Raw genomic sequence first — 5,917 nt, 5'->3', positions numbered from 1 at the left:
CGGCGCCAAGCGCGAGGCGGACATCATAAAAGAAATCGTATCCGAGATTGCAGGGGGCTTTGATGGAAAACACGGTATGGCGCGACATGCTGGCTTACTGGTTCGCCGATGAGGAGGGCGATGTTTCGGTGCCGGAATCGTGGGCGCTGGAGAATGGCGGCAGGATAGGCCGCGAAGCGCCGCAGGCGAGTTTTCAGGATGGCGTCTGGTTCCGGCTGCATGGCTTTCTGCCTTCGCACCTGTTATTGGCGCGCCTGATCGACATGCCGCACGATTCCTTGCTGAGCCTGTGCGATTGGGCCCGCGCCCATCCGCGCACCATGCTGTTCCGCAAGCTGGAGCGGGTGCCGGCTCAGATTCAGCGCTGGCAGGCGGATTTCGATTACCGGCGCGGCGAGCTGGAGCAAGTATTGGGCGACGCGGAGCTGGCGGCGCAAGTGCTGCCGCCCGCCACGCTGCAATAAAGCCAGCATATTTAAAAAAATGTTTGATATGATTACTACCAAAGTAAATATATGGAGCGCGATTTTCATGAGAGCTGCTATGCCATTCCTGATCGCCAGCCTTGTTTGTGCCGTGGCCGGCTGCGCGGCGCCGGTTGCGCGCGGGCCGGCCGCCAGCCCCGAGCTGGCGATGTTGGCCAAGGCCGCCGAGGATGCCGCGCGCAGCCAGCAACTGCTGGCGCGCATGACTGTGGTCAACAGCGGCGACAAGGCGATGCAGGACTTGAAAGCCAGCCTGGAGGCCACGCCGAGCAATGATCTGAACCGCTTGTACTCCACCGAGTACGTGGGCGTGCCGCACGGCATCGTGCAGGACATCGCGCAAAACATAGGTTGGCGTTTCGAGGAGCGCGGCTCGGCCGATGTGGACAGCATCGTGCGGATCAAGAGCTCTTCGCAGCCGGTGATCGCGGTGCTGCGTTCGATAGGCGACCAGTTCCCCTTCGTGCTGGCGGTGGATGAGAAGTCCAGGACCATCGTGCTGGACTACACCCGCGCCATCAACGACACCCGCGATCCGAAAACCGCCTTCCAGGCTTCGGCTTCCAAGCCTTTGATCCAGAAGTACGCAATGGACGGCGGCATCTTCTCCGACCGCAAGCTGGCTGCACGGGTGGCCGACGGCTACAAGAATCAGGGCTTTGCCACCCAGATCCGTCCGGCGGGGCGCAAGTTCCAGATTGCGGTGGGCCCTTATGTCGATGACGGCGCGGGCGAGCGCAAGGTGCGCGAAACGCTGGGATTGCACCAGCGGGTAGAGTGAGGCGGGCATGACGCGCGTGTGGTTTTGGGTGTTTTCCATCGGTCTGGCGGGAGGCGCCTGGGCGGCCGATTCCATCCCGCTCGAAGATGGCGGCGCGCTGCAGAGCGCCCTGAATTGGCAGCCGAAAAGCTATCTGTCGCAAGAGGCCGCGCTCAAGGTTCGGGCGGTCTACAACGCGGGCCTGTCCTATGGCGCCCAGCTTGGCCAGGTGCGGGAATGCGAACGGCTCAACGCTATGCTGCAGTCGCAGGATGCGGCGCTGTCGCGGGTATTCGACTTTTCCCGCTTGCTGCTGCCCGATTCGCTGCTGCCGCCGGTGCTGTCATCGTCGAAAAATACCGTCCGCCTGGAAAGCCCCACCAGCATGGTGGCGGTGGAGGCTTCCTACCGGGTGCGGGAGGACGCGCGCTTCGTCACCACCGCGCCCAGCTGGTGGGACTATATGCAGCAGCCGGTGCCGGAGGTGCGCGAGCCGGATGCGGCGTTGAAGCCGGCTACGCCGGAGGAGAAGGCCGCTTGGGACGATGGCGTGCGCCAGGGCTGGGCCAGCGGGGTGGCGGCGGCCAAGGGGGCATATGAGAGCAAGCTGGCGCAATTGAAGGAAAGCTTCAACGGCATGCTGTTGTACAAGATGCTGTGGTTGAAGAGGATGGTGGATGCGCCCAAGGTGATCCGCCAGGAGCAGAAGGTGGTCGACGCCGATGGCGGCATCGACGTGAAAGTGGTGCGCAAGGTGGTGTCGCAGCCGGTGGTGTTCGTCAAGGACCTGCCGCGCTGGAAGGCGATCAACGATTTGGGCGCCGCCGAGTTTTTCGATGGGGGCCGCTAATGTCCGGATTTGACGACGATTTCGACAACAGCTCGAAAGTCAGCCGCATGGATCTGGAAAGTCTGCTCAACCGCTTTTCCGACGCCAGCGACGTTTTTCTCAAGCAGGACACATATCCGGTGGCCAAGGTGTTCGGCCGCAACCGGCTGGTGATGCAGCGCCGGCTGCAGCAGAACGAAATGCGCCAGTTGCTGACCGCGGCCTACAAGGACAACGTCAACGGCTACGACATGGTGATGGGCAAGGCGCGCTCGCTGGACTTCGTCTACGAGGGTGTCGACGGCCAGCGTTACCGGGTGGCGGTGGCGCGCGACATGCAGAGCGAGACCTCGGGCCCGTCGGCGACGTTTCGCCGCATCAAGCCCGAGCCGTGGACGCTGAAGGAAGCCGACACGCCGGAGGACCTGATCTATGTCAGCCGCACCCAGCGTTCCGGCCTGATCCTGGTGACCGGTCCCACCGGCTCCGGCAAGTCGGCGACCCTGTCGTCGCTGCTGCGCGACCACGTCGAGCGGCCCGACTCATCCTGCATCCTGCGCACCATCGAGGATCCGGTGGAGTTCGTTTACGGCAAGGTGGCGGCGCCGACCGCGGTGATAGACCAGATGCAGGTGGGCACATCGGTGGAGAGTTTTTCCGACGGCATCCGCGCCCACTTGCGGATGGCGCCGACCCACATGCTGGTGGGGGAGGTGCGGGACGCGGAAACCGCGCAGGCGGCGATCTGGGCGGCGCAGTCCGGCCATCTGGTGTACGCCACCATGCACCCGAACACCATTCCGGAGCTTTTCGACTATTGGTCCAAGTTTTTTCCCCAGGCGATGCGGGCGGTGATGATCTACAACCTGGCCACCACCTTGAAGTATGTGGTGTGCCAGCACCTGGTGCCGACAACGGACGGCAAGCGGGTGCCGGTGCGCGAGTGCCTGGACTTCACCAAGCTGGGCAGCGCCGGCACGGTGGCGCAGGAAATCGCCGCCAATTCCGAACGGGTGTTCCAGCTGATGCGGGAGAAGGTAAATCTGTACGGCCAGCCTATGCGTCAGAGCGCGCTGGATTTGATCGAGCAGGGCCGCGTCCGGCAGGAGGACGTCATTACCTATCTGATGAGTGGTTGAGCGGATGATGAGACAACAGAAGGCTTCGATGAAATTAGCCGCGCTGGCGAAAGCGGTTTTCGATAGGCTGCCCTATGAAGTGCTGCTGGCGGCGGTGGGCGTCCTGATTTTTCTGGCCGGCGTCACTGTCGGCGCGTCGTGGGGCGGGGGGGGCGCGGGGGCGTCGGTTCCGGCGGATGCCAATCTCAGCTATAAGGGCAAGGACGAGCGCGGCCGGCCCCATTACGTCGTGACAAAAGATTCTCTCTGGTGAGGTAAGGCATGGATGGACAACTGTGGGTGTTTGCCGCCCAATCGCCCCGATTCACCCCTTGGCTGGACTCCAAGGCGTTTTACATACTGCCGGTGCTGATCCTGAAGTTCAAATGGTACACGGTGCTGGCGATGCTGGTCATTTTCGCTGTGCTGATCTTCTTTGAATACAAGGGTGTGCCGATCGAGCAAGCTTTCCGCTACGTCAAGGCCAAGCTGAGCGGCCGCGCCTATCACGCGCGGCCAGCCTACCGGAGCCCCGATTGATGGCCGCGCGCAATGGCGCGGGCGGCGGTGGCGACGACAAGTTGTTCTTCATCATCGCATTGTTGGTCTTGGCCGGTGTGGCATGGTATTTCGCGCCGCATTTGTGGCTGAAGTGGATGCAGAGCACCTATGGCCGTTATCTGTTTTTGGCGAAGATGCCGGTGTTGGGCGTGCCGTTCGCCCATGGCGCGGAATGGTTGCGCGAGCAGCCCACCCTGTTTCGGGCCATCGTGCTGGATTACTTCCTGGGCTGGCTGATTGCCATTCCGGTTGCGCCGTTCCTGCTCAAGCATGTTCGCAGGGAGCATGCAGTGCGGCGGGTATGGTCGAATCGTCCTGCCAACCGCCAGACCTTCAATCAGGTAATACGCGCCCGTGGCCTGGACCCGAAGGAGAGGCAGCTTTATCAGGTGTCGGAATGGATGAGGGTCAACGGGCTGAATCACGAGGCGGCGGATTTCGACGAAAAATTCCTGTCGGCGCTGGAAAAGCAGGTGGGGGAGCCCTCCAATCCGAACGATCCCTTGCTGGTGGGTTTCGCGCGCAAGCTGGGCGTGAGCCCCAAGCTGGTCAAGCTGGCTTGCGACAAGCACGCCTACCGGTCTACCGCCATGGTCAGGCTGTTGCACCATCATCGGGAAAAGAATGGCGTGGTGCGTTGCGATTGGGCGCGGCCTATCCTGTTCCGCCACGATCATCCGGAGCTATGGGCGGCATTGGCCAGCGTCGGCCGCAAGACCGTGTTCATGGAGGGCGTCGGCATCATGGCGCACTATTACATGGAACTGGCCGAGCGCAAGCCGTTACGCGATGTGCGGCTGTATGGCTGCCTGGTGATCATGCGGCGCTACCTGAGTCTGACCATCCAGCAGATCCTGCAGCAAAGGGGCATGCCGGTGCCAGGAGCCTGAGTGGGATTTTTATTTGACTGATATCATGAAAAGTTTGATATCATACCTATTAAAGTGAATCAATAAGGTTCAGGTCATGAAGCAAAAAACATTGCTCGCGGCATCTTTGCTGGTGTGCGCGCTGCATGCCGAGGCCGGTTTTATCTATCTGGACAACGACAAGGCCAAGGATGGCGGATTCGGGGAGGTGGCAGCCGCGGCGCGGAGGGTCGTCCCATCGAGTTCGGCCAAGGCCGCAATGTGCTGCAACTGGTGCCGGGCAAGGGCCGCATTTCCGCCGCCTTGCGCGACTACGCCAAGGCCAATGGCTGGGAGCTGGCCTGGGAGATGGAGCGCGACTTCCCCATCGATTATCCGGCGACATTCAGCGGAACGTTCCTTGAGGTGATGGAGCAGGTGGCCAAGTCGTTGCAGAACACCGATACGCCGATCCGCATCAAGGTCTACGAGGCAAACAAGGTCATTCGCGTGATCCACGCGACACGCTAAGGAAACAGGCATGAAGAAGATTGTGGCCGCGCTATGCGGAACCGCGGTGCTGGCCGGTTGCGGCACGCCCGGCATGTTGCAGAAGACGGACGACAGGGTGGCGGAAACGCAACGGGTGCTGCGCAGCGCAGAATCCAATCTGACCTATCCTTCTTTATCCTTGGTGGAGCGCGACAGCGGCGCCTGGTTTGCCCAGCGCTCGGTGGTGATGGATGAGATAGACAGCTTGCCGCCCAGGTTCGATCAGGCCGCCAGCTTCAGTTCGGGCCGGCTGCTGCCCCTGTCCCTGATGACCGAACAGATCGGCAAGGAGCAGGGCGTCACCATCCGCCTGGCGCGCGATATCTTCGGCATTACGACCAGTAAATCTGGCGGCAATGGCACCCAGCAGCCTGGCATGCCATCTCCTCCTCCAGGCATGCCGCCGCTGCCGGGCGGAATGGGAATGGGAATGGGAATGGGCGGAACATCGTATCCGGGAGCGGGAAGCGCTCCGGCATTGGATGCGGAGCCAAAAGCGCAACTGAACTATTCAGGCACGCTGCGCGGCCTGCTTGACGCGGTGGCCAACAAAACCAGCACCAACTGGAGCTACCGCAACGGCGTGGTGGAGTTTTCCCGCCTGGTTACCCGCACCTTTCAGATCAAGACCATGCCTGGCGTTTCCAGCTATTCCGCCAAGGTCGGCAAGAGTTCGCAAACCACCTCCGGGGGGCAGCGGCAGCTCAGGTGGCAGCGGGGGGAGTAGCGGCGGCTCCACGATCAACTTCGGCTCCGACTCTTCG

The 5,917-nt window shown here is 62.0% G+C and carries 9 protein-coding genes; all 9 read left to right on the top strand.

Annotation, left to right across the window (positions count from 1 at the left end; genetic code table 11):
• Positions 1-62: 62 nt before the first annotated feature.
• The 9 genes from BI344_RS22395 to BI344_RS22355 all read left to right on the top strand — a co-directional run bounded on the left by BI344_RS22395 (position 63) and on the right by BI344_RS22355 (position 5,880).
• On the top strand, positions 63-464 hold the full coding sequence (locus tag BI344_RS22395; protein ID WP_071114994.1) for a hypothetical protein: 402 nt from the start codon (positions 63-65) through the stop codon (positions 462-464).
• A 67-nt stretch (positions 465-531) separates the two neighbouring features.
• Complete coding sequence (locus tag BI344_RS22390; protein ID WP_206600467.1) at positions 532-1,266, top strand: DotD/TraH family lipoprotein; 735 nt, start codon at positions 532-534, stop codon at positions 1,264-1,266.
• Positions 1,267-1,273: 7 nt separating this feature from the next.
• Complete coding sequence (locus BI344_RS22385) at positions 1,274-2,095, top strand: type IV secretory system conjugative DNA transfer family protein (protein WP_071114992.1); 822 nt, start codon at positions 1,274-1,276, stop codon at positions 2,093-2,095.
• Complete coding sequence (locus tag BI344_RS22380) at positions 2,095-3,213, top strand: type IV pilus twitching motility protein PilT (protein WP_071114991.1); 1,119 nt, start codon at positions 2,095-2,097, stop codon at positions 3,211-3,213. Before BI344_RS22385 ends, BI344_RS22380 begins: the two co-directional genes overlap by 1 nt.
• Before the next feature lie 28 nt (positions 3,214-3,241).
• Complete coding sequence (locus tag BI344_RS22375) at positions 3,242-3,466, top strand: hypothetical protein (RefSeq protein WP_139167124.1); 225 nt, start codon at positions 3,242-3,244, stop codon at positions 3,464-3,466.
• 8 nt (positions 3,467-3,474) lie between these two features.
• Positions 3,475-3,732 (top strand): hypothetical protein, encoded by a 258-nt coding sequence (locus BI344_RS22370; RefSeq protein WP_071114989.1) that lies wholly within the window; start codon positions 3,475-3,477, stop codon positions 3,730-3,732.
• Positions 3,732-4,643 carry a secretion/conjugation apparatus DotM-related subunit gene (locus BI344_RS22365; RefSeq protein ID WP_071114988.1) on the top strand — a complete coding sequence of 304 codons (912 nt, stop codon included), beginning with the start codon at positions 3,732-3,734 and terminating at the stop codon, positions 4,641-4,643. Before BI344_RS22370 ends, BI344_RS22365 begins: the two co-directional genes overlap by 1 nt.
• A gap of 240 nt (positions 4,644-4,883) precedes the next feature.
• Complete coding sequence (locus BI344_RS24515) at positions 4,884-5,132, top strand: toxin co-regulated pilus biosynthesis Q family protein (protein WP_071114987.1); 249 nt, start codon at positions 4,884-4,886, stop codon at positions 5,130-5,132.
• A 10-nt stretch (positions 5,133-5,142) separates the two neighbouring features.
• A complete protein-coding gene (locus BI344_RS22355) occupies positions 5,143-5,880 on the top strand; it encodes a hypothetical protein (RefSeq protein WP_071114986.1) in 738 nt (245 codons plus the stop codon).
• The last annotated feature ends 37 nt before the right edge of the window (positions 5,881-5,917 follow it).

It is taken from the genome of Chromobacterium sphagni (genome assembly GCF_001855555.1).
In the GTDB taxonomy this organism is placed as follows: Bacteria; Pseudomonadota; Gammaproteobacteria; order Burkholderiales; family Chromobacteriaceae; genus Chromobacterium; species Chromobacterium sphagni.
The sequence above is the reverse complement of the archived record's forward strand: the minus strand, read 5'-3'. Positions and strand labels throughout refer to the sequence as shown.